This is a genomic window from Phyllobacterium sp. 22229 (assembly GCF_052056495.1).
GTDB classification, from domain to species: domain Bacteria; phylum Pseudomonadota; class Alphaproteobacteria; order Rhizobiales; family Rhizobiaceae; genus Phyllobacterium; species Phyllobacterium myrsinacearum.
The window spans coordinates 233,266-255,152 of record NZ_JBQEPA010000007.1; the positions used below are offsets into that span (position 1 = coordinate 233,266).

The following is a 21,887-nucleotide window of genomic DNA, read 5'->3' on the forward strand; positions in this document are numbered from 1 at the left end:
GGAGCATTCCAGGTTCATTACCACTTGTTATCCCGCCTGCTGTATAGTCGCCCCAATACAGTGTGGATGAGATCACGCGAATGCCAGTAATACGGCCTTACAAATGGCAGATTGTGCCGCAAGTTACTCTGGTTATCGCTCTCATCATCTTGGGAAGCCTTGCCGGATCATGGATCGGCAGGCTTGTCATCATCCGCAGCGACCGCGGGCACATGCTGTCCCTGTCGAACCAGTTGCTGAAACGCGCCGACTTCGTTTTCGCCGAGGCGGATACGATCCTGTCCAAAGCGAATGCAACCGGCTTTCCGTTCTGTTCGGCCAGCGAGATCGACTACCTGCGCGATACGCTCTTCGATACAAAATATCTGAAGGACATCGGACGCGTGCAGGATGGGGCATTTCATTGTTCCGCAGTGTTCGGTTCGGCAAAACCCTCGCCGCTCGCCAAGCCGGATCTGGCAACGAATGACGGCACTCTTGTCTACGCCAATACACCCCTGGCCATTTCCAACACCACGGCGCCCATCATCGGCAGGGGAAATGCGAATGTCGTGCTCGACCCCACCGCTTTCGACGCCATGACCGATCCGAACTATAGTTTCGGCATCCTGTTCAAGCCGCCCGGCGCGCAAAATCCCGTCGCGATGTTCGGCGGGCTGGAAGCGGGCAAGCGGTATGAAAAGCTGCCGGAGGGTGCCGGGCGGGACGGCGATATCGTCTTCCGCAATCTCTGCGGCGAACGGGCATGTGTTTCGCTGCAGGCCCATGTCACGGACCTGGAGGAGGACGCGTTTCCAATTGAGGCCAGCATCACCGGACTCGGCGGCACTCTCGGCGGGGCACTCGCCCTGATCGTCCTCCTTTTGCAGCGCAAGCGGCTTTCGCTGGGTGCCAGACTGGCCCAGGCGCTCGACAAGCGGCGTCTTACCGTCGTGTACCAGCCCATCTTCGATATCGGAACGAACACACCGCGCAGTGCCGAAGCACTGGTGCGCTGGGTGGACGGTAAGGAGGCCATCCCGCCGGACATCTTCATTCCGGTCGCCGAAGACGAGGGGCTGATCAAACGCGTTACGCTCTCTGTCCTTGACCGCGTTCTGGCCGATATGACTGCCTTCCTGCAAGCCGACCGGACCTTCCGCATCAATATTAACATATCCGCTGCCGACCTCATCGATCCGGCATTTGCTTCGGCGCTGGAACAGCGCCTGCGGCAGGCCAATGTCAGAAGCGAACAGCTCGGTCTTGAAATTACCGAGCGCTCGACAGCCAATGCCGCTGCGGCGGTTGATGCCATCCGGACGCTTCGCGCCCGCGGTCACAGAATCTATATCGATGATTTCGGCACCGGCTATTCCAGCCTGGCCTATCTCGGCAACCTCAACGTCGATGGCATCAAGATCGACAAATCATTCACCCAAACGATCGGAACCGGCTCGGTAACCGTCTCGATTGTTCCGCAGATCGTCGACATGGCCCGTGTCCTCAACCTCGGGATCGTTGTCGAAGGTATCGAGACGGCCACGCAGCGGGACTATTTCGCCGGGCTGCAAACGCCGATCGACGGTCAGGGATGGTTTTACGGCAAGCCTGTCAGCGCCGCCGCGATGCAGGAACTGGTGCAGGAAAAGTTCTAGAGCCGCGGCGCCCAAAACGGCGCGGTATCCTTGAATGCCCGCCATCTGCCAATCAGCTGCTTGCCGCCCGCGGCCTGGCGGTGCCCCTGCCAGCCGATGATGGCCCCGATGGCCCGGTTTGCCTCCGCGCCGAGGGAATCATGGTCGAGCGTCTCCATGAGCTCATGCGCGCTCCTGATGTCGTTCGCCTCACCCAGAAGATCCTGCAGCCGGGCCAGACGCTTGATGTATTTTGCGGTCACCGGCCGGCCGGAATAGAGCGGCAGAAAAAACTCCGCGGCATAGCGCAAGCGCTTCAGGCCAAGACGCAGCCGGTGGCGCGCATCGGCGTGAAGATGGCGAAAGCCGTGCCCCCGCCTGCGGACCTGCCGTTCCACCCGGTCCAGCACCCGTGCCGCAAACTGCCCCAGCGGCTCGGTCAGGATGCGCAGATCCTCGCTGGCAATATCGTTGCGCCAGCTCCTCTGTTCGATCACAAGCCCGAGGGACAACAGGAACCGGTTGGTCCTGGGATCGCCGATAATACGCCGGACGGTCTGGTAGGCCTGATCGTGAGCGGGCATGCATGCGGCACGAAACGCGGATATATTGACATGCGGCAGAGCGGCTTCTTCAATCTCCGTCAGGGTCGAATGCAGGAAAACGTCCCAGTTTCGGGCGGGACCCAGCGCCTGCCCGAACAGTTTTGCCTCGGTGTTGAGGCTCTCCAGCGACGGGGCCTGCAACTCGCGGCCGAGAAAATGCAGCGCCACGCGCAATCGCCGGAGCGCGACACGCAACTGGTGGACGCCCTCCGGCTCCAGTCCGGTTTGACTGGCGCCAAGATTGGCCATGATCTGCTGCTGGCAATTGGTCAGAAGCTTGGCGATCGCCTCGTCGACCGTGTCAGCCCTGACGAAGCCGGACGGTGCCGCCTTGACCGCCGATGGCTCATCGCCAAGCGCCAGGGCATAGCCCCGCGCCGACTTGCTCTGCGTTTCCAGGCAAAGCGGCGCAATGTCCATCAGATTGAGACCGAACTGATAAAGCGCCGCGACTTTCCCCTGCTTCAGCTCGAGTTCGACTTCCGACAGCGGCACGCGTGTCGCGCCAAATTCAATGACGCCGTCATCGAGCGCCAGTTCGATCCGGGCGTCCTGATGGTCGAGCACAAGCAGATGCCGCCGGACTCTGGTCGCAAAAACCGGTGCCAGCTCGTCCGCTGTCATCCCGTCCAAGGGCGCGCCGATTTCGGCAAGCGACAGCAGGGCAAGGTCCGGCGCCATGTCAGGCACCACCGCCTCCCACTCATTGCGCTGCAAAGAGCCGTGCGCCGCTGCCCGCTTGACGGTCTGGACATGATGACGGCCCTCGCGCCGGACACGCAAAGACAACCCCGCCGCAAACAGCCGATGGTCGGAGGTGTCGTAATAGGTGGCTTCAAGCCGCCGGATCAGGCCCTTGTTGCGGGCGGCCTGCTGAACCGCCGCGGAGGCGCGAATGTCATCGAGCATACCGGCGGGGGCGCGCAGCTTCAGCTCAATCTCGACAGGAGCACGCAGCGCAATGGCTGCGGCATCGGTACCCGAACCATCCTCTGTTCCCTGAACCGAAGCTCCAGCCATTCCGTCCGCTCCCATCGATCGTCCCGTTGCACAGGCCATACTATCGCGTGCGCGCCATCTTGGTAGCGCAAATATTGTTGAAGCTGCATGGCCCGCTGGACCGGGCGCCGTGGCGGTTGTCATGAGCGTATTACATTCCGGTTCTAGACCCTACCGGAAAGGTCTCCTTGCGCGATTGCGGGGGTGCGGTCTCTTCCCAAGACCGGCTCCGAGACCACCCGCCACACTGTCTTGTCAAAGGATTTTTCCATGCGCCACCTGCCGTCAATCCTGTTGCGGTTGCTTGCAACCTCCATGGCCATCTTTCCCGCTGCAGCCTTTGCCGATAATTCGGTTGCGATCAGCGGTACAACGCTCGTCAACAAGGGACTGGTCGGCGTCGGACGGATCCCGGCCAATCAGCGCGACAAATTCGGTGAAACCTTCGGTTCCGGCTCGGGCATGGCGATGAACCCGGCCGACTGGAGCCGCGACGGCAACAGCTACAAGGGCACGATGCTGCTCCTGCCCGACCGCGGTTACAATGTGGCGGGTACAACCGACTATCGCCCCCGCCTCAACATGCTGTCGATCCGGTTCACGCCGGTGGCCCCCGGTGCAACACCGTCCGCCGACAAACAGCAGAGCGGCGTCGAGGCGGCACTCACCGACACATTGCTGCTGGTGGACGACAAGGGTGCCGATACGACGGGCCTTGATCCCCAGTCCGATGTCCGCGCCGCAGCGGGGGATTTCCCGATGCTGCCGCAGGCCGCCAATGGCAAGATATCCCTGGACAATGAAGCCATCGTCCGCCTCGCGGACGGCACGATGTTCATCAGCGACGAGTATGGACCGAATATTTACCGCTTTTCCGCCGAGGGCCGCATGATGTCGGCAACCCAGCCTCCGGCAGCGCTGGTTCCCATGCGCCATGGCAAGGCGAATTTCTCCTCCAACAATCCGGGGCCTGGCGCACAGGCGCCCGATCCGAAGGATCCCGATACCGGCCGCCAGAACAATCAGGGCCTGGAAGGCATGGCGCTGACACCCGACGGCAAGTTCCTGATCGCCGTTCTCCAGTCGGCCGCCCGGCAGGATGGCGGCGATTCCAGTTCAACCCGCCAGAACACCCGCGCCCTCGTCTATGACGCGGCCGATTCCGCCCATCTGAAGCTGGTGCATGAATATGTCGTGCCGCTTCCTGTCTTCACCAATGCCAAGGGCAAGAAGGCTGTGGCCGCGCAGAGCGAAATCGTGGCTTTGTCCGATAAGGCATTCCTGATGCTGGCACGCGACAGCGGCAATGGCTATGGCCTTGACGGCGACACGTCGCTTTACCGCAACATCACCGTCGTTGACACTTCGGCGGCCACCGATATAGCCGGAAGCGGTTTTGATGCCGACAAGGCCGTTGCCCCCAAGGGCGTTCTCGACCCTTCCATTACACCGGCAAAGCTGACCCCCTTCATTGACATCAATGACAATGCAAACCTGTCGCGTTTCGGCCTGCACAACGGTGCGCCCAATGACCGCAACAACTTGTCGGAAAAATGGGAAGCCATGGCACTTGTCAGCGTCCTCGATCCCAAGCTGCCGGACGACTATTTCCTGTTTGTCGGCAATGACAATGACTTCCTGACCCAGGATGGCTTTCAGGTCGGCGCGAGCTACAAGGCCGAGGGCGGCGCCGATGTCGACACCATGTTCCAGGTGTTTCAGGTCACCATTCCCGGACTGCACAAGTAATCCGTTTGGCATATCAGCGGAGAGGGAAGCCCTCTCCGCTGATGCCGCCCTCCATGCATCCCCGTTCATGTTATATGGTCGGGTAAGCTGCGTACCATGGAGCAAAACAGATGCTGCGACTTCTCCTGCTTCGCCATGCCAAATCGGACTGGCCAGACGGTGTTGACGACCACGAGCGCCCGCTTGCAGAGCGCGGCCGCCGGGCGAGCCCCCTGATGGCCCGATATATGGCGGGGGAAGGCCTCATACCGGATCTCGCCCTGGTCTCGACGGCGCGGCGGACGCAGGAGACATGGGAACTGCTTCGTCCCGTCATCGGAGACGATACACGCTGGCGGGAGGAGCCGCGTATCTATGAGGCGCCGGCACGGGTGATCCTGGATGTTGTCAGGGCGGCGGAACCCGGAATCGGGACACTGCTGGTTGTCGGCCATAATCCGGGGTTGCACGACGCGGCCCTCCGGCTTGCTGGCAGCGGACGGGAGCCCGATCTCACCCGCCTCCGGCAGAAATACCCCACAGCGGGCCTTGCTGTCATGGATTTCACCGCCGGGCGCTGGTCCGATCTTGCCGATCAATCCGGGGAACTGGAACGGTTTGTGACGCCGAGGACAATCGGCCATGGGTGAGGCCATTCGCTCAAACCCCGATTCCATCGGCACTCATGCGCTGGAAATAGCTGCACGGAGGCGGTCATTTCAACTTTCAGCTGTTGATTATGACAATCATTTTTCGAATATGTGACAGGACCATTCACTGCAAACCGCGATTGGACGTCAGGATGCGCCTTAGAGAACTTCAGGAAATCAGGTACGAAGAGGAAACCGCCAACCTCAAGCTTTCGGGCCTCAACCCGTTCAAGGAAGTCAAGAGCGTCAACATTTCCATCGACAATCCCGAAGCATTCCTCAATGCGATCAAGACGGCGCTTGCGGACCCTGACGGCAAGCCTGTGAAATTCGGCAAGGTCAAATAGGCCTCCACTCCGGTTACCAAACAGCTTCTCCTGGCAAATGAAAACGTGGCAAGCCAGCAAGATAATGCTTGCCACGCCGCGCGTTATTCCGTTCATTCTCGGGACGACCCAGCCAAGGCCCCACGCGCTATCCACCATGTCCCCAGTGTTGAGCCAAAGGAGCTCCTGTGACTGAACCGACCATCGCGCCCGCTCCGCCCGTCACCCTGGTCATATTTGGCGCAACGGGCGATCTGACCCGGCGCCTGCTCGTTCCCACCGTCCTCAACATGACGCAGAGCGGGCTTGTGAGCGACAGCCTGCACATTCTTGGCATCGGCATTGAACCCGGCGACGACGAAATGCTGCGCGCCAAGCTTGAGGACTTTCTCACGACATCCAACATCAAGGCCAATTACAGCGCCGAGACATGGCAGGGGCTGCGCTCGCGCATTTTCTACCGGCAGGGCGACTTCACGCAGGATGCCATCTATGCGGAGATTGCCGGCCAGCTGGGTGCACAGGCCGGGCGGAACGCCGCCTATTACCTTGCGGTGCCGCCGCTTTTCTTCGGCGATATCGTCGACAAGCTCGCCGACCACGACCTGCTGAAAGAAACCGACGGCGCCTTCCGCCGCCTTGTGATCGAAAAGCCGTTCGGCACCGATCTCGCCTCGGCCAGGGCGCTCAATGCCAGGATCTTGAACCGGGTACCGGAAACGCAGGTCTATCGCGTCGACCACTTCCTCGGCAAGGAAACCGTGCAGAACATCATGACGGCACGGTTTGCCAACATGATGATCGAATCCCTGTGGAGCAACAATTTCATCGATCACATCCAGATCACCGCGGCCGAACTCGTCGATGTCGGCACCCGCGGCAAATTCTACGATGCGACGGGCGCACTCCGGGACATGGTGCCCAACCACCTGTTTCAGCTTCTCGCCATGGTTGCCATGGAGCCGCCCAACAGTTTCGATGCCGAGGCAATCCGCGACGAGAAGGGCAAGGTCCTGAAGGCCCTGCGGATCTACTCGGGCGAAGAGGCCGGACAGAACTCGGCGCGCGGCGCCTATACGTCGGGCGTTTCCGGCGGCAGAACCATACCAAGCTATACGGACATCCCGGATGTGGCGCGCGACAGCGCAACGGAAACCTATGTCGCCCTGAAGCTTTTTGTCGACACCTGGCGCTGGGCGGGTGTTCCCTTTTATCTGCGCACCGGCAAGGCCATGACGGCGCGCGATACCGAGATCGTCGTCACCTTCCGCCAGGTTCCCTTTGCCCAGTTCAAGGGGATGGGGCCGCAGCGCCGCCTGACGCCGAACCGGCTGATTATCCAGGTGCAGCCGGACGAGGGCCTGCACATCGAAATATCCATCAAGTCGCCCGGCCTTTCCGTCGAGACGGTGCCGGTATCCCTTGATTTCAACTATGCGGATTTCTTTGATATCGGCAAACTGACCGGCTATGAATCCCTGCTCTACGACCTGTTCGTCGGCGATCAGACCCTGTTTCAGCGGGCCGACAGCATCGAAGCGGGATGGGCGGCCGTACAACCCTTTCTCGATCTGTGGGCAACGTCGGCAGAACGCCCTGACCCCTATCCGGCGGGCAGCATGGGGCCGCAATGCGCCGATGCACTGATCGAGCGCGATGGCCGCAAATGGCACCAGCCCGATGTGGAGCACCGGGTGAAAGCCAAGGTTTCCTGACTTGATCTGACAAGAAAAACGAGAGGGACGGATATGAGCGAGACATTCGTAATTGCACAGGGCGGCGGGCCGACGGCAGTCATCAACCAGACCCTTGCGGGCGCCACGCTGGAGGTGCGCAAACGTTATCCCGGTGCCCGTGTGCTTGGCGCAAAGCACGGCGTGCGTGGTATTCGCGCCGGCAATTTCGTCGATCTTACGGCGCTGCCGGAACAGCAACTGCGCCTGATCGCGGCAACACCCAGCGCCGCGCTGGGGAGCACGCGCGACAAACCCGACGCGGCCTATTGCGAGGCGATCCTGAAAAGCCTGCGCGAGGTCGGGGCGACGGCCTTCATCAATATCGGCGGGAACGATACCGCGGGCACCCAGCAGATTCTGGTGGAAGCGGCAGGCGGGGATATTGCCTTTGTTCACGCGCCCAAGACCATTGACAATGATCTGGTTGAAAGCGACCACACGCCCGGTTTCATCTCCGCTGCCGAGTTCATCGCCGGCGCTTTCCTCAGCATCGATCTCGACTTCCGTGCGCTGCCCGGCATCTATGTCGGGATCGTCATGGGCCGCCATGCGGGATTCCTGACCACCGCGGCCGCCGCCTGGCAGCATGACGAAGCGAGTGCGCCTCATCTTGTCTATGTGCCGGAACGGGCTTTTTCGGCAAAGCGGTTCATCGACGACGTGCGCGAAGCGCAGAGCCGCCACGGCCGCTGCATCATTGCCATGTCGGAGGGCGTGACCGGCGAGGACGGGCGCACCGTGGTTGAAAACCTTGTTTCCGCCGATCGCCTTGAACGCGACGCCCATGGCAATATCCGCCTGTCCGGCGGAGAATTGGGAATGGCCATCGAACAGCTTCTGCGGGACGGCTTGCCGGGCGCCCGTGCACGGGTGGATACGTTCGGCTACCTGCCGCGCGGCAATATCGCCACAACCAATGCGACCGACGCACAAGAGGCTTTCGAGGCGGGCGCCTTCGCCGTCGAAACGGCTGCGCGGGGCGGCGGGTCAGTGGCGCTGCAATATGCCGATGGCAGCACCCGCCCGCAGATCGTTCCGCTTGCCAGCGTTGCCGGCAAAACACGCCACCTGCCACACGATTTTCTCGAACCGGAACGCAACCGGATTTCAGCACCGTGCCGCGCCTATTTCGAGCGGCTGCTGCCAAAGCGCTTCACGCTCGCCGACCCGCTCGCATAGGCGGCATCACCCGCCATTGACCAGGCGAAGCACAAGCTGCTGGATGTTGCCGCCCTCGCCCATCTCGACCCGGTCAAAATCCCGCCCCTTCTGCCGCTGGGCAAGGGAAAGCCCGGAAAGGCGCTTCGTCATCTCGACCCGGATTTTCCGGCAGCCGGGATCATCCGGCACCGACAGGCCGATGGTGGCGGCCTCGATCCCCTTGACCATGTCCTTGATCGTCTCGCCGTGCACCGCTTCATGGGTGCGCACACCGGTAATGAACGTATCCCAGCTCGCCTGCACCGAAGCCGGCAGCCGCTCGGCCGGCTTGGGCAGGGTATAGGTGATGATCAGTTTCGGCGTTGCGGAAACCAGGGTGCAGGCATTGCCCTGCCGCTCATACTTCCTTTGCCACGTCAGTTTGAAATTGGTGTGGGCGATCGTCCTTGTGGCACCGGCGATAATGGGGCCCCGCTCGCCGATCGACGCGTAGAGCGCTGCACCGGACGTTCCGGCAATGGCGTAGGTTTCCACCTGTTCCACGGCTTTCCATGCCGCCTGTGCCGCCGCAGGCATGCCGACAAGGCACGCGGCAACCAGGCAGTACCCTGCAGTTTTTATCATATGGCCCCTTCCCGCCGCATCCGGGCGAACTGCATCAGGCTCCCGATGCTGCCGTCTTGTCCCGCACGGGAAGCTTCCAGCCGGGCCGGATGAAATGGCAGGTATATCCGTTGGGGTACCGTTCCAGATAATCCTGGTGTTCCGGCTCCGCCTCCCAGAAATCGCCCACCGGCGCAAGCTCAGTCACGACCTTTCCCGGCCACAGACCGGAGGCATTGACATCGGCAATCGTGTCCTCGGCAATCCGCTTCTGCTCTTCATCCGCGTAGAAAATCGCCGAGCGGTAGCTCAATCCCAGATCATTGCCCTGGCGGTTGAGCGTTGTGGGATCGTGAATCTGGAAAAAGAACTCCAGAATCCGGCGGTAGCTGATCTGCTCGGGATCGAAAATGATCTCGATGGCTTCCGCATGGGTGCCATGGTTGCGGTAGGTCGCGTTCTCGACGTCACCGCCGGAATAGCCGACGCGGGTCGACAGGACGCCCTCATAACGGCGGATCAGATCCTGCATGCCCCAGAAACAACCGCCGGCAAGGACTGCGCGTTCGCTTGTCATCCGATTTCCTCCACCTGATTGAGATAGGCTCCATAGCCTTCCGCTTCCATGTCATCCCGATGGACGAACCGGAGCGAGGCCGAGTTAATGCAATAACGCAGCCCGCCGTGTTCCTGCGGGCCATCGGGGAAGACATGGCCGAGATGACTGTCACCATGGCTGGAGCGCACTTCAATGCGGACCATGCCGTAACTGTCGTCGCGCAGCTCGTTCACATGGGCAGGCTCGATCGGCTTGGTAAAGCTGGGCCAGCCGCATCCCGATTCAAACTTGTCGGATGAGGCAAACAGCGGCTCGCCAGAAACGATATCAACGTAAATGCCCGGTTCCTTATTGTCGAGATATTCGCCCGTTCCGGGACGTTCGGTGCCGTTCTGCTGCGTGACGCGAAACTGCTCCGCAGAGAGTTTCGCGATCACGTCAGAGTTCTTTTCATATTTGCGCATATGTTTCCCTTCCATCAGGGGTCAGCGTGATTGCGGCATGTCCGGCCAACCATGAAGTGTTGGTGCATATTTGTGTCCGCCCGCCCCGGTTATCAAGCCCAGAGCGGCGCAAACATCATCCGCTGCAAGCGTTTACACTGCACCATAGCGCGCACGGATATGGCCGATGAAGTGGTCCGCATTGAGCTTTTCGCCGGTGGCGCGTTCAAGCAATTCCGGTGTCGACCAGCGCGACGCCTGAGACCAGATCTTGTCACGCCGCCAGCCGTTGATGGCCGCAAACTCTCCCCTGGCGATATCCCTGTCGGCAGCCGGGTATTCCTTTGTCAGCGCCGCCCATTGCTGCGCCGCCATCATCGCCCCAAGGGTATAAGACGGGAAATAGCCAAAGGCACCGCTTGCCCAATGCACATCCTGCATGGGGCCGTCGGCCGGGTTGTCGATCGTCGATAATCCGAGGTACTCGCGCATCTTCGCATCCCATGCCTCGGGCAGGTCAACAGGCTGCAATCTGCCCTGGATCAGGTCCTGCTCGAGTTCGAAACGCAGGATGACATGCAGCGGATAGGTCACCTCATCGGCATCGACCCGGATCAGACCGCGTTCGACCCGGTGAACATGCGGAATGATGTCATCCATGGACCAGGATTCACCCAGATATTTGTCGACAACCGGCAGAGCCCATTGCCAGAATGCGGGGTTGCGGCCGAGCTGCTTTTCGACAAACAGGCTCTGGCTTTCGTGCACCGCCATTCCCCGCGCTTTCCCCAGCGGCCAATGCGACCACTTTTTCGGCAGGTTCTGTTCATAGAGCGCGTGGCCGGTTTCATGCAGCACACCCATCAGCGAGGAGAGAAACTCCGTCGTCCGGTAGCGCGTTGTTATGCGCACATCGCTCGGCACGCCGCCACAGAACGGATGGTGCGACACGGAAAGGCTGCCATGGGAAAGATCGAAGCCAACCGCCGCCATCATGGCAAGACCAAGCTCGCGCTGCCTGTCGACCGGATAAACGCCGGACAAGGGTTTCAGCGGGCGTTTTGCCAGCCTTTCCGCCTGCACGGCCAGCGCCTCCGGCACGAAGTCCTTGAGGAAGGTTTTCAACCTGTCGAATACCGGCGCGATATCCGCCGTGCGATTGCCGGGATCATATTGCTCGATCATCGAATCATAAAGACCAAGCCCGAGAACCTGCGCGCGCATGGCTGCTTCTTCGCGGGCCAGTGCAATGACACCTTCCAGCGCCGGCAGGAACCCCGCCCAGTCATTCTTGGCACGCAGGTCGCGCCACAACTGTTCACAACGCATACGTGTGTTCGTCTGGCGCTCGACGAATTCAGCGGGCAGGCAGGTCAGGTTGACATAGTGCCGCTTGAACTCCCTGACAGCTGCAGCCTGCTCCTCGTCCAGGTCCTCCCGCTCCGCCGCATCGATCCAGCCAGCGATTTCGGGCGCGGATGCCTGGCGATGGTACATCCCCGCCAGCGTGCCCATGGCTTCCGCCCGCTTTTCGCCACCGCCAACGGCCATGTGAGTGGCCTCGTCGGCGCCGAGAATGGCAAGCGCGTGTTCCAGGGCTTCAAGCCTGTGGCCGAGTTCATCGAGTTTCTGGAAGGACATTCTGTTCCCCTTGGGCGAATCCTGATTCAAAACAGGGCCAGAGAGGACTTCAATTTTCCAGCGAGTGCAAGATTGAATCACGCGCCGGTATGTCAGGAGTGTGCATCGGAGAGATTGACAACTGCGGTTTCGAGGCGTTGAAGTATGGCGTGCAAGCCGCAATTTGATGCCCCTTGCCGCCAACCCGATCCCGATCCCGCACATATACAGCTCGCCTGAGGTCTTCCGTGACCCGTCAACCACTATCCCGGCGAGTGGAAAGCCAGAACAACTCATGTCTCAATCGGTTGAACGTTCAAAACGTCCGTTGATTGTTGCCTCCATCATGCTGGCAACATTCATGGTCGCCATTGAAGCCACCATCGTCGCCACGGCAATGCCGCGCATTGTCGGGCAGCTCGGCGGTTTCACCTATTACAGCTGGGTCTTCTCGGCCTTCCTGCTGGCACAGTCGACGACAACGGTCATTTACGGCAAGCTGTCCGATATTTTCGGCCGCAAACCCATGCTCATCGGCGGCATTGTCATTTTCCTCGCTGGCTCCGCACTGGCCGGTTTTGCCTGGTCGATGACGTCATTGATCGCATTCCGCCTGCTACAGGGGCTCGGCGCCGGGGCCATCCAGCCCGTGACAATGACCATTGTCGGCGATCTCTACAGGCTTGAGGAACGCGCCAAGGTGCAGGGCATTCTGGCCAGCGTCTGGGCGATTTCCGCCGTGACCGGCCCGCTCGCCGGCGGCCTGATCGTCGATCATTTTTCCTGGGCGTGGATCTTCTGGATCAACCTGCCGATCGGCCTGCTAACGATCATCGGCTTCACGCTGTTCCTGCATGAAAAAATCGAGCCGCGCAAAGCCCGCATCGATTATCTCGGCACCATCCTGTTTTCGATCGCGATCGTCTCGCTGATGGTCATCCTGACGGAAACGGATGCCGATCTGTCGATCCTCGCTGCGCTGGCCGCCGTGTTCATCGTGACTGCCATCCTGTTCTTCCTGCAGGAGCGCCGGGCGCCGGAGCCCATCATTTCGCTTGCCCTGTGGAGCCGCCGCCTTGTCGCCACCAGCAACATAGCAACGCTCCTTGCCGGCATGGCGCTGATCGGGTTGACCACCGTCCTGCCGATCTACGTGCAGGGCGTACTGGGACGCTCGCCGCTCGTTGCCGGTTTCACGCTGACCATGCTGATCGTCGGCTGGCCGCTTGCCGTGATGTTGTCCATCCGGCTGTTTCGCGCGTTTGGAATCCGCAGGACCCTGCGCGCTGGCAGCCTGATGTTTCCAATCGGTGCATCCTTTCTGCTCTTCCTCACGCCCGAAAGCAGTCCGGTCTCGGCCGGCATCGGTTCCTTCCTCATGGGTTTCGGCATGGGGCTGATCAGTGTCACCAGCGTCGTCCTGGTCCAGGAAAGTGTCGAATGGTCGATGCGCGGCAGTGCCACGGCCTCGATCATCTTCTCGCGCAGCCTCGGCAACACCCTCGGTGCAACGACCCTCGGCGCCATACTCAACATCGGGATTGCACATTTTGGCAGCGGCGATCTTGCCAGCAAACTGCATGAGGTGATCAACCAGCCATCGGGCTTGTCCAGCCTGGCGACCAACCCCGGCATCCGCCTCGTGTTTCACTCCGCCTTGCACTGGAGTTTCTGGGGCGTGTTTACCGTCGCCATCCTCACCTTTGCCACGACCTGGCTGATCCCCGTTTCACGCGAGGCCGGCCGCAAGCCGCCGACACAAACCGAGATGCAGGAGGCGCTATCGTCCTGACGGCAAGCCGCGGTTCCGGCGATGCAGGGGCTGCCGCATCATTCCGGCAGCCCTGCCTTGCGCAGCGCATCGAGATAGCGCTGCAAATGCTCGGGGTTGCGCCAGGGAACACCGGCACGTGTCGTGGCAATGCTGGTCCCCGGGGCGACATGAAGAAGGCGGTCAAGCGCGGCACGCGTCGCGTCTGCATTGTCCATCTCGCCGAGTGCCGCCAGAAGAACCCTATGACCGGTCGGAAAATTGGGATTGAGATGCAGCGCCTTGCGCGCCCATTCCGCCGCAGCATCATAATGCCCGTCGGCAAACTCGGCCATGCCGAAAAATGCGAACGTCCAGTAATTGGCCGGATCGCGCGGGCTGAGCCGTATGGCCATCTTCAGCGTTTCACGCGCATTGCCGCTTTCCCCCGCGAGCGCATAATATCCGCCGCCCCACATGCGCGCGAACGCCAGATTGGGATTGATATCGATGGCCGTTTCCAGGCATCTGCGCGCATCGTCGAACCGCCGCATGAACAGGGCGACCGAACCGAGGATCGTATGCGCCTCGGCATCCCGCCCATCCAGTTCAACCGCGACGCGCGCCATTTCGTGGGCCTCGTTCATGGCCTGCGGCGGATTGGGGCTCCAGGCGTACAGCACATCGATGATATCGCACATGGCATGCACCACCCGTGCCCGTGCCAGATTCGGATCAAGGGCTATCGCCTTCAGGGCGAAATCCTTGGCCGCGGCACTGTCTTCCCTTGTCCAGCGCCAGGCATGCCAGTTGGCACGCATCACATAGTCCCATGCGCTGAGGTTGGCGGGATCTTTGCGGCGCGCCCGCTTCATCTCGGCGCCGATGAGTTCGGGCGTCACCACGCCAACGATGCTGGCCGTGATGTCGTCCTGGACGGCGAAAATATCGTCCATCTGCCTGTCGAACTGCTCGGCCCAGATATGATTGCCTGTCGCCGCATCAATCAGCTGCGCGGTGATCCGCACCCGGGGACCGCTGCGCCGCACGCTGCCTTCCAGCACATAGCGCACGCCGAGTTCTCCCGCGACCTGCTTTATGTCAACGGCACCGCCCCTATATGTGAAGGATGAATTGCGGGCGATGACGAAGAATGCCTGGTTGCGTGCCAGGCCTGTAATAATGTCTTCGGCAATACCGTCGGCAAAATACTCCTGGTCCTTGCCGGCGCTCATATCCTGGAACGGCAGGACGGCGATGGCCGGCTTGGCGACATCCCCGGCCGATGGCGCATCGGATCGGGGGCGTCTGGCACCCGCCATGATCTCCAGCACAACCCGATAGACGCGTATACGCTTCCTGATGTTCTTGACCTGCCGTTCGCCAAGATCTTCAAAGGTAAAGGCCACCTTGCCGGCGACCTGTTCAAACACATTCGCGGTGATCGAGATTCCACCCGGTTCAGCCAAGGCTTCCATCCTTGCGGCGATATTGACGCCGTCGCCAAAGATATCATCACCATCAATGACGATATCGCCTATGTTGATGCCTGCACGATATTGAATGCGATGTTCGCGCGGCATATCCGCTTCAGCGTCTGCCACGCCGCGCTGGATCAGAACCGCGCTTTCGACTGCGTCGACCACGCTGGCGAATTCGACAAGCAGCCCGTCGCCCGTCGTCTTGACGATGCGTCCATTGTGTTCCCGCAGAACCGGATCGATGAGCTGCTGACGATGAACACGCATGCGCGCTATCGTGGCAGCCTCGTCGGTTTCCATATGGCGCGAATAACTGACCATATCGATTGCCAGAATGGCAACCAGTTTGCGTGCAACGCGGTCGATAGCCAACACTGCTCCCCATCTGAATGGCTCTGCAACCGACTTTATGAGTCTCTGCCAGCCAAGTCCATGTGTAACAGGCGATCGGAACAGCAATCACCAAGCCGCGATCCCATCGATAACTTCGGTCTCTAGGTGGAACTACCAATTTCCAAATCGATTTAAATGACTAAAGTGTGTTGTGAGGGCTTTAGTCTTCACATGCACTCTTTTTCAATGACCAAGATCTTTTTCAACGATCGAAGGCACCGGTCTGGCAACAGACCGGTGTTTTATTGTGTATTCCCCTGCGGCAATCCCAGGTGGATGGCGTCCCAACAACCATGCCACGTTGATTATATTCAGCAATTTCGAAAGCTTTCATCAAAACGGATTTAAAGCGCCGATCCCACGATTTTGCCGGAATCGAGGAGCACGATTTTTGCGTGCCGCCTTCAAAGCACACCCTAGTCCTGCTGCACATCTGTGCTTTGCAATGAGGTGATCAAGATGCGAATGATCCGGACTTGTCTTGCCGTGCTTCTGGTGCTCGGCTCCCTTTCCATTCCCGGCCTGGCCCGGGCCCAGGCGCCGCTGGAGAAAAGAATAGCTCTCGTCATCGGCAATTCGGCCTATCAGACCGCTCCGCTGCCGACACCGGCCAACGATGCCGGCCTGATTGCACAAACATTGCAGGCCGCCGGGTTTGATGTCGTTGGAGCGAGGGATCTCGATCAGGATTCATTGCGCCATACATTCCGGGATTTTCTCGACAAGGCAACGGCCGCCGGACCCGACGCCGTCGTCTTCGTCTATCTCTCCGGTTACGGACTGCAGTATGAGGGCGAAAACTATTTCGCCGGGATCGATGCGAAAATGACCCGTGCGACCGACGTTCCCGTTGAAGCCATACGGGTCTCCGACTTCACCAAATCGCTTGCCGCATTGCAGAACAAGGGCACCATTCTGGTGCTGGACGCAGCCCGAACCAATCCGTTCGTCCGATCGGATCAACCGCTGGCAGGCGGATTGTCCATCGTCGATCCCGACCCCAATGTCCTGATCGGCTTCAACGCAGCGCCCGGCACCGTCGCGCCGCCGGAGGCCGGACCTTACGGTGCCTATGCGCACGCCCTTGCCGAGATGATGCGTGTCGGCGGGCTGGCGCTTGATGACATCTTCGATCGCACGCGCCTGCGGGTGAGCGATGCGACCAAGGGCGGGGAACTGCCCTGGAATGCCTCGAAATTCCGCACGCCTTTCCTTTTCTTCGACAAAGGCCCCGATGCGCCGGCACAACAGGTCTCCGCGCTGCAAGGCAGCGCCATGCGCGCCAAGGCCATCCGCGATTTCGATGCCCGCGATGCCTATCTCGCCGCGCTCGATCGCGATACGCTGCGCGGGTATGAAGATTTTCTCGCCGCTTATCCCAATGACCCCATGGCCAAACGCGTACGGGCCATTGTCGCTGCCCGGCGCGAGGCGATCACGTGGCGGCAAACCTGGGTCTCTGATACACCGGAGGCCTATTGGTCATATCTGCGCCGCTATCCGCATGGTCCGCATGGCTGGGATGCCCGCCGGAGGCTTGACCATTTTGAAGCCGCGCTGGAGCCGCCCGCATCCTTCACGGTGATTGCCTACGACGTGCCGCCGCCGCCCGAAACGGAAATCATCTATGTCGACCGGCCGGTCCTCTATTTCGATGATCCCGAGTTCGACTTTGCGCCGCCACCACCGCCGCCGGTGATTTTTCTGCCGCCGCCCCCGCCGGATTTCGTCGTGCTGGCGCCACCGCCCGCACCCGTCGATCTCTACGTCCTGCCGGTGCCTGCCTTCGTGCCCGTGGCCGAGTGGGTGCGCCCGGCGCGTGACATTGCCCCGCCCGAGAACAATGTGATCTTCAACAATATTCATAACACGGTGATCAACAACACCACGACAATCGTGCAGGAGCCTGCGGCCGCCCCCAGCCCCGGTCTGAGCACCGGCGCGAAAGTGGCAGGCGCCGCCGTTGTGGCCGGAGCAGCGGCCGCTGCCCTGCACGTTGCCCTGCCGCCATCGGTGCAGAAGAAGGCGGCAGTCATGCCAAAGCAAAATCCCGTTGCGCCCGCCAAACCCGCCGCGCCGGGCCCGGTACCCGCAGCGGTCAAACCGCAGGACAGCCATTCGCTCCCCGGCACCAATGGCAGCCGCCTGCCTCTCATCAATGGCAAACCCGCACTGCAAAACCCGGCGCCGGCGCAGACACCGGCCCCGCAGGCTGGAACCAAAGCACCCGGGAAAGCCAGCACCGCGGCGGTCAAGCCGCCTTTGCCGGGGCACGCACTCCCGGCCCAGGCGACCCCAGGCAGTGCCGCACCGCTTGCGCCCGGCAAAACGGCAGTCTCCACCGGCTCGGGCAAAGCGAGGAAAAATGCCCTGCGCGCTGCCACCCAGCCCAATGTCACGGTACAGGCCAGCCACAAGGCCGCGCCAAACGTTCAACCACGCCGGATTCCGCCAGTGGCTGCAAAACTGAATGCCAGTCCGCGCCCGCACGATCAGGCGGCTCTCCATCCGCCGGTTCAACGGGTGCGGCAACAGAACCAGGCACGGGTCAATGCGCCGGTGAGCAGACCGTCCGGTGCCATGCCGCAAGCGCATGCGCAAATGCAAATGCAGCCGCGCCGCCAGGTCCAGGCACGGCCGGCGGCCGCAAGGCTCCAGCCGCATGCGCCGCAAAAACCCGGCATGAAGAAAGAGTGCGGCGGCCGGGATCAGCCCGCCTGCCCCAAGTGAGAATCGGCATCTGCAACGGGAAACGCCGTTGCGATGCACCACCCTTTATTCGGCGGAGTGAGAGCATGCGCAGAGGTCGAATAGCACGTTTTTCAATCTGTGGGCTGGTCCTGCTCAGCCCGCTCCATGCGGCGGCAGCGCCGGCCGCCGACAACCCTGCGGCGCAGATCGTGCGCGATCTTGCGCTGGTTGACGCGGTCACATGGGGCGTCACTCCATCGGCCATGGCGGCCTATCACACACTTGGCCGGGAAAAATGGCTGCAAACGCAACTCCATCCCGCGTCGGACATACTGCCGGCGGCGGTCCGGACACAGATCGATGCCTTGCCGGTCAGCCAGAAATCCGCCTTTGACCTTGCCACGGACTTCGACGCACAGGCGCGCGCCGCCAGCCAGACGGCCGATCCCGACCAGAAAGCCATTGCGCAAAAGGCTTTTCAGGATGGCATGAGCGACATGGCCCGGCAGGCCGCAACCGCCAGCCTGTTGCGGGCGCTCTATTCGCCCGATCAGCTGCGCGAGCGGATGACGTGGTTCTGGTTCAATCATTTCAACGTGCACCAGTACAAGGCCAATCTGCGCATCCTCGTCGGCGATTACGAGAACAAGGCCATCCGTGCGCACGCGCTCGGCCGGTTTCACGACCTCCTGGAGGCGACGCTACGTCACCCCGCCATGATCCGCTACCTCGACAATGCCGACAACGCCGTCGGCCATATCAACGAGAACTACGCCCGGGAGATCATGGAGCTGCACACGATGGGTGTCGGCTCCGGCTATACGCAGAAGGATGTCGAGGAACTGGCACGTATCCTCACCGGCGTCGGGATCGATCTCAAACCGGACAATCCCAAGCTGAAACCGGACCAGCAGCCGCTGCTCGTGCGTGACGGCTTGTTTGAATTCAATCCGGCACGCCATGATTTCGGCGACAAGGTGTTCCTGGGGCGAACGATCAAAGGGCGCGGTTTTGCCGAAGTTGAAGAGGCACTCGATATACTGTGCAAACAGCCGGCAACGGCCCAGCATGTGTCCCGGCAGCTCGCCACCTATTTTGTCGCCGATGTCCCGCCCCCAGCCCTGGTTGACCGGATGGCGCAGACCTTCATGCGGACGGATGGCAATATCGCCAGCGTCCTCGACACACTGTTCCATTCCCCCGAATTTACGGCTTCGCTTGGCGGGCATTTCAAGGATCCGGTCCGCTATGTCCTTTCCGCCATCCGTCTTGCCTATGACACGAAAGTCATCGTCAACAGCGCCCCGGTGCAGAACTGGCTGAACCGCCTCGCGGAGGGCCTCTATAACCACCAGACCCCCGACGGTTATTCCATGATGTCGACGACGTGGAACGGATCGGGGGCAATGATGACGCGCTTTGAGATCGCCCGCCAGATCGGGTCCAATTCAGCCGGGCTTTTCAAGGCGGCAACACCCGACGCAGTGGACCAACCGGCGTTTCCGCTCATCGAAAACGGGCTGTATTTCTCCAGCCTGCATCTGAAGCTTTCAACGCCGACACAGATCGCCTTGGACAAGGCGATTTCACCGCAGGACTGGAACACCCTGTTCCTGTCCTCACCCGAATTCATGCAGTAATGGTAACCCGAGGAGAAGACGATCATGCATATCAATCGCCGTGATCTCATTGGTGGACTGGCAGCCCTGACCTCCATGACGGTTGCCGGGCGTGTCTGGGCGGCGCCCAAAACGGACGCACGCCTGCTCGTGGTGTTCCTGCGCGGCGCCTATGACGCCGCCAATGTGGTGATTCCAGTCAGCAGCGATTTCTACTATGCGTCGCGGCCAAACCTTGCCATCGCCCGTCCCGACGCGGCCAATGCCGCCTCGGCGCTCTCCCTCGACGTCAATTGGGGCCTGCATCCGGCCCTGAAGGACACGATTCTGCCCTTCTATCAGAAGGGGCAGGCAGCCTTCATTCCATTCGCCGGTACCGACGACCTCACACGCAGCCACTTTGAAACCCAGGACACCATCGAGCTTGGACAGGACGTCAACGGCACACGGGATTACCGGTCCGGCTTCATGGCGCGCCTCGCCGGCGCCCTCACGCGCGTGCGGCCGATCTCCTTCACCGATCAGATGCCCCTCACCTTCCAGGGCGGCGAGCCGGTCCCCAACATCGCCATCAACAGCGTGGGCAAGCCAGGCATCGACACCCGCCAGGCGAGTCTCATCAGCGCCATGTATGACGGACAGTCATTGGCCGGGTCGGTGCGGGAAGGCTTTCGCGTCCGCGACGATGTCTACCATGCGATCACCGATCACATGATGGAAGCCAGCCGCGGCGCCGTTTCCCCAAAAGGGTTCGAGCTGTCTGCACGCCGGATTGGCCGCCTTATGCGCGAGCAGTTCAACCTGGGTTTCGTCGATGTCGGCGGCTGGGACACCCATGTGAACCAGGGCGCTGCGAACGGCTATCTTGCCGACAGGCTGAGCGAGCTTGGCCGGGGAATTGCCGGGTTCGCCGAAGAGATCGGCCCGCAATGGCAGGACACGGTCGTGGTGGTCCTGTCCGAATTCGGCCGCACGTTCCGCGAGAACGGCAATCGCGGCACGGATCACGGCCATGGCAGTGTCTACTGGGTTCTGGGCGGCGGTATCAAGGGCGGCCGCATCGCCGGTGAACAGATCGCGGTCGATCAGGCCCATCTTTTCCAGAATCGCGACTATCCCGTTCTGACCGATTACCGCTCCCTGCTCGGCGGACTGTTCCAGCGCATGTATGGCTTGGACCAGACCGGGCTCAACCGCGTCTTTGCCGCCGTGCAGCCGCGCGACCTCGCCTTGATATGAAAGCCGGCCAGCGCCAGTGTCTCCGTAGACTCAGCTTCCGGCCAGGCTTTTGACTGAGTCCCAGAATGGTTTCATCTGGTCGGACTGGGTGGAGAAATAGCCCGGAGCGATGACGAGAAACGCCCAGAGGAAACCCGACGGAATATTGGCGAGCTGGAACCTGAATTCGCTCATTCCAGCCACCCCGGCGACAACCGGAATGACGGCCCGGACCGGACCAAAGAAATGGCCGAGAAAAACGCTGAAGACGCCGTATCGCTCGAAAAACCGCTCCGACCGCTCGACCATGGCCGGATAGCGGGAAAATGGCCAGTTTCTCAATATGGGCTCGTGAAAGTACCGCCCCACCCAAAAGGAAAGCGTATAGCCCACGCATGCGCCGATGCCGCCGGAAACAAGCAGCGGCCAGAAGGGAAGCCCGCTCGCTCCGAAGAGGCCGCCGATGCCCAGAAGGATAATCGTGGAGGGAACAAGCAGGGAGAGCAGGGCCAGGGATTCAACCAAGCCGAGCGCAAAGACGATGACTGGCGCCCATTTTTCATGTTCCCGCGTGAAGGAAATCGTCGCTTCGATAATGTTGGAAAGGTCCATTGTACCTGACAAAAACGAGAAATCGTGGTGGTTGCAAAATGGTGGCAACAGAAAGGGACAGACCAGACAGGCCCGTC

17 protein-coding genes are annotated in these 21,887 nt (G+C 61.1%); 10 read left to right on the top strand and 7 right to left on the bottom strand.

The window, feature by feature from the left end; all coding sequences use genetic code 11:
- The first annotated feature begins 80 nt into the window (after positions 1 to 80).
- A complete protein-coding gene (locus ACTJJ7_RS11085) occupies positions 81 to 1,637 on the top strand; it encodes an EAL domain-containing protein (RefSeq protein WP_440967094.1) in 1,557 nt (518 codons plus the stop codon).
- Here the strand turns inward: ACTJJ7_RS11085 and ACTJJ7_RS11090 are convergent.
- Positions 1,634 to 3,241 carry a CYTH and CHAD domain-containing protein gene (locus ACTJJ7_RS11090; protein ID WP_440967096.1) on the bottom strand — a complete coding sequence of 536 codons (1,608 nt, stop codon included), beginning with the start codon at positions 3,239 to 3,241 and terminating at the stop codon, positions 1,634 to 1,636. The genes ACTJJ7_RS11085 and ACTJJ7_RS11090 overlap by 4 nt on opposite strands.
- A 294-nt stretch (positions 3,242 to 3,535) precedes the next feature.
- Here ACTJJ7_RS11090 and ACTJJ7_RS11095 point away from each other — a divergent pair, with 294 nt between their 5' ends.
- From ACTJJ7_RS11095 to ACTJJ7_RS11115, 5 genes are all read left to right on the top strand, one after another.
- Positions 3,536 to 4,969, top strand: coding sequence for an esterase-like activity of phytase family protein (locus ACTJJ7_RS11095; protein WP_440967143.1), 1,434 nt, complete (start codon positions 3,536 to 3,538; stop codon positions 4,967 to 4,969).
- 110 nt (positions 4,970 to 5,079) lie between these two features.
- The gene (locus ACTJJ7_RS11100) at positions 5,080 to 5,598 is read left to right on the top strand and encodes a SixA phosphatase family protein (RefSeq protein ID WP_440967098.1); all 519 of its coding nucleotides are present in this window, start codon (positions 5,080 to 5,082) and stop codon (positions 5,596 to 5,598) included.
- 152 nt (positions 5,599 to 5,750) lie between these two features.
- Entirely contained in the window at positions 5,751 to 5,945 is a 195-nt protein-coding gene (locus ACTJJ7_RS11105; protein ID WP_440967100.1) for a hypothetical protein, read from the top strand.
- A 167-nt stretch (positions 5,946 to 6,112) separates the two neighbouring features.
- A complete protein-coding gene (zwf, locus tag ACTJJ7_RS11110; protein WP_440967101.1) occupies positions 6,113 to 7,639 on the top strand; it encodes a glucose-6-phosphate dehydrogenase in 1,527 nt (508 codons plus the stop codon).
- A gap of 33 nt (positions 7,640 to 7,672) precedes the next feature.
- Entirely contained in the window at positions 7,673 to 8,839 is a 1,167-nt protein-coding gene (locus ACTJJ7_RS11115) for a diphosphate--fructose-6-phosphate 1-phosphotransferase (RefSeq protein WP_440967103.1), read from the top strand.
- Positions 8,840 to 8,845: 6 nt separating this feature from the next.
- Here ACTJJ7_RS11115 and ACTJJ7_RS11120 read toward each other — a convergent pair whose 3' ends face one another.
- The 4 genes from ACTJJ7_RS11120 to ACTJJ7_RS11135 form a co-directional block, all read right to left on the bottom strand.
- On the bottom strand, positions 8,846 to 9,445 hold the full coding sequence (locus ACTJJ7_RS11120) for a DUF922 domain-containing Zn-dependent protease (RefSeq protein ID WP_130272276.1): 600 nt from the start codon (positions 9,443 to 9,445) through the stop codon (positions 8,846 to 8,848).
- Between the two features lie 34 nt (positions 9,446 to 9,479).
- Positions 9,480 to 10,001: a peptide-methionine (S)-S-oxide reductase MsrA gene (msrA, locus tag ACTJJ7_RS11125; protein ID WP_440967105.1), complete on the bottom strand. Its 522-nt coding sequence runs from the start codon at positions 9,999 to 10,001 to the stop codon at positions 9,480 to 9,482.
- Positions 9,998 to 10,447: a peptide-methionine (R)-S-oxide reductase MsrB gene (gene msrB / locus ACTJJ7_RS11130; protein WP_440967107.1), complete on the bottom strand. Its 450-nt coding sequence runs from the start codon at positions 10,445 to 10,447 to the stop codon at positions 9,998 to 10,000. The genes msrA and msrB overlap by 4 nt, the downstream gene beginning before the upstream one ends.
- Positions 10,448 to 10,579: 132 nt before the next feature.
- A complete protein-coding gene (locus ACTJJ7_RS11135; RefSeq protein WP_440967109.1) occupies positions 10,580 to 12,067 on the bottom strand; it encodes a carboxypeptidase M32 in 1,488 nt (495 codons plus the stop codon).
- Positions 12,068 to 12,341: 274 nt separating this feature from the next.
- Between ACTJJ7_RS11135 and ACTJJ7_RS11140 the strand changes: the two genes are divergently transcribed.
- Entirely contained in the window at positions 12,342 to 13,838 is a 1,497-nt protein-coding gene (locus ACTJJ7_RS11140; protein WP_440967111.1) for an MDR family MFS transporter, read from the top strand.
- A 38-nt stretch (positions 13,839 to 13,876) separates the two neighbouring features.
- Here ACTJJ7_RS11140 and ACTJJ7_RS11145 read toward each other — a convergent pair whose 3' ends face one another.
- Positions 13,877 to 15,649: an adenylate/guanylate cyclase domain-containing protein gene (locus ACTJJ7_RS11145; protein WP_440967112.1), complete on the bottom strand. Its 1,773-nt coding sequence runs from the start codon at positions 15,647 to 15,649 to the stop codon at positions 13,877 to 13,879.
- 480 nt (positions 15,650 to 16,129) lie between these two features.
- On the opposite strand from ACTJJ7_RS11145, the gene ACTJJ7_RS11150 reads away from it, so the two are divergent.
- The 3 genes from ACTJJ7_RS11150 to ACTJJ7_RS11160 all read left to right on the top strand — a co-directional run bounded on the left by ACTJJ7_RS11150 (position 16,130) and on the right by ACTJJ7_RS11160 (position 21,219).
- Entirely contained in the window at positions 16,130 to 18,400 is a 2,271-nt protein-coding gene (locus tag ACTJJ7_RS11150; protein WP_440967114.1) for a caspase family protein, read from the top strand.
- A 65-nt stretch (positions 18,401 to 18,465) separates the two neighbouring features.
- Positions 18,466 to 20,001 carry a DUF1800 domain-containing protein gene (locus ACTJJ7_RS11155; RefSeq protein ID WP_440967116.1) on the top strand — a complete coding sequence of 512 codons (1,536 nt, stop codon included), beginning with the start codon at positions 18,466 to 18,468 and terminating at the stop codon, positions 19,999 to 20,001.
- 30 nt (positions 20,002 to 20,031) lie between these two features.
- Positions 20,032 to 21,219 carry a DUF1501 domain-containing protein gene (locus ACTJJ7_RS11160; protein WP_440967145.1) on the top strand — a complete coding sequence of 396 codons (1,188 nt, stop codon included), beginning with the start codon at positions 20,032 to 20,034 and terminating at the stop codon, positions 21,217 to 21,219.
- 30 nt (positions 21,220 to 21,249) lie between these two features.
- Here the strand turns inward: ACTJJ7_RS11160 and ACTJJ7_RS11165 are convergent, their stop codons facing one another.
- The gene (locus tag ACTJJ7_RS11165; RefSeq protein WP_440967118.1) at positions 21,250 to 21,810 is read right to left on the bottom strand and encodes a DedA family protein; all 561 of its coding nucleotides are present in this window, start codon (positions 21,808 to 21,810) and stop codon (positions 21,250 to 21,252) included.
- Between the last annotated feature and the right edge of the window lie 77 nt (positions 21,811 to 21,887).

Coding starts and splice junctions, on each gene's coding strand:
- ACTJJ7_RS11085 (WP_440967094.1), top strand. CDS start 81: ATGCCAGTAATACGGCCTTACAAATGGCAGATTGTGCCGCAAGTTACT.
- ACTJJ7_RS11090 (WP_440967096.1), bottom strand. CDS start 3,241: ATGGCTGGAGCTTCGGTTCAGGGAACAGAGGATGGTTCGGGTACCGAT.
- ACTJJ7_RS11095 (WP_440967143.1), top strand. CDS start 3,536: ATGGCCATCTTTCCCGCTGCAGCCTTTGCCGATAATTCGGTTGCGATC.
- ACTJJ7_RS11100 (WP_440967098.1), top strand. CDS start 5,080: ATGCTGCGACTTCTCCTGCTTCGCCATGCCAAATCGGACTGGCCAGAC.
- ACTJJ7_RS11105 (WP_440967100.1), top strand. CDS start 5,751: ATGCGCCTTAGAGAACTTCAGGAAATCAGGTACGAAGAGGAAACCGCC.
- ACTJJ7_RS11115 (WP_440967103.1), top strand. CDS start 7,673: ATGAGCGAGACATTCGTAATTGCACAGGGCGGCGGGCCGACGGCAGTC.
- ACTJJ7_RS11120 (WP_130272276.1), bottom strand. CDS start 9,445: ATGATAAAAACTGCAGGGTACTGCCTGGTTGCCGCGTGCCTTGTCGGC.
- msrA (WP_440967105.1), bottom strand. CDS start 10,001: ATGACAAGCGAACGCGCAGTCCTTGCCGGCGGTTGTTTCTGGGGCATG.
- msrB (WP_440967107.1), bottom strand. CDS start 10,447: ATGCGCAAATATGAAAAGAACTCTGACGTGATCGCGAAACTCTCTGCG.
- ACTJJ7_RS11135 (WP_440967109.1), bottom strand. CDS start 12,067: ATGTCCTTCCAGAAACTCGATGAACTCGGCCACAGGCTTGAAGCCCTG.
- ACTJJ7_RS11140 (WP_440967111.1), top strand. CDS start 12,342: ATGTCTCAATCGGTTGAACGTTCAAAACGTCCGTTGATTGTTGCCTCC.
- ACTJJ7_RS11150 (WP_440967114.1), top strand. CDS start 16,130: ATGCGAATGATCCGGACTTGTCTTGCCGTGCTTCTGGTGCTCGGCTCC.
- ACTJJ7_RS11155 (WP_440967116.1), top strand. CDS start 18,466: ATGCGCAGAGGTCGAATAGCACGTTTTTCAATCTGTGGGCTGGTCCTG.
- ACTJJ7_RS11165 (WP_440967118.1), bottom strand. CDS start 21,810: ATGGACCTTTCCAACATTATCGAAGCGACGATTTCCTTCACGCGGGAA.